The 301-nt window shown below is 74.4% G+C and carries 1 protein-coding gene; it reads left to right on the forward strand.

Annotated elements, in window-relative coordinates:
* Positions 1–280, forward strand: a 280-nt coding sequence (locus tag R5H29_RS01245) for an FHIPEP family type III secretion protein (protein WP_332328602.1), incomplete at its 5' end; no start/stop codon positions are given.
* Positions 281–301: the final 21 nt, after the last annotated feature.

Here is a 301-nt window from a genome sequence, read left to right on the forward strand (position 1 = left end):
CATCGACGCGGGCGAGGCGCGCGCCAACCACGGCTTGCGCGGCGAACCCACGCTCGACCCCAGCTTCGGCTGCCCGGCGCTGTGGATCGAACCCTCCGCGCGCGACCACGCCATTGCCGAGGGCTTCCTCACCGTCGATGCCGGAACGGTCATCGCCACGCACCTCAACCAGCTGCTGGGCGAGCGCCCCGCCGCGCTGCTCGGCCCCGACGAGGTGCGCGCGATCATCGAGGGCGTGCGCGAGCGCGCGGGCGGGCTGGTTTGCCGTTTGCCCATGTAGCGCCGCGCCCAGGCGCGGCTG

Source organism: Stenotrophomonas sp. A3_2 (assembly GCF_036624925.1).
In the GTDB taxonomy this organism is placed as follows: Bacteria; Pseudomonadota; Gammaproteobacteria; order Xanthomonadales; family Xanthomonadaceae; genus Stenotrophomonas; species Stenotrophomonas hibiscicola.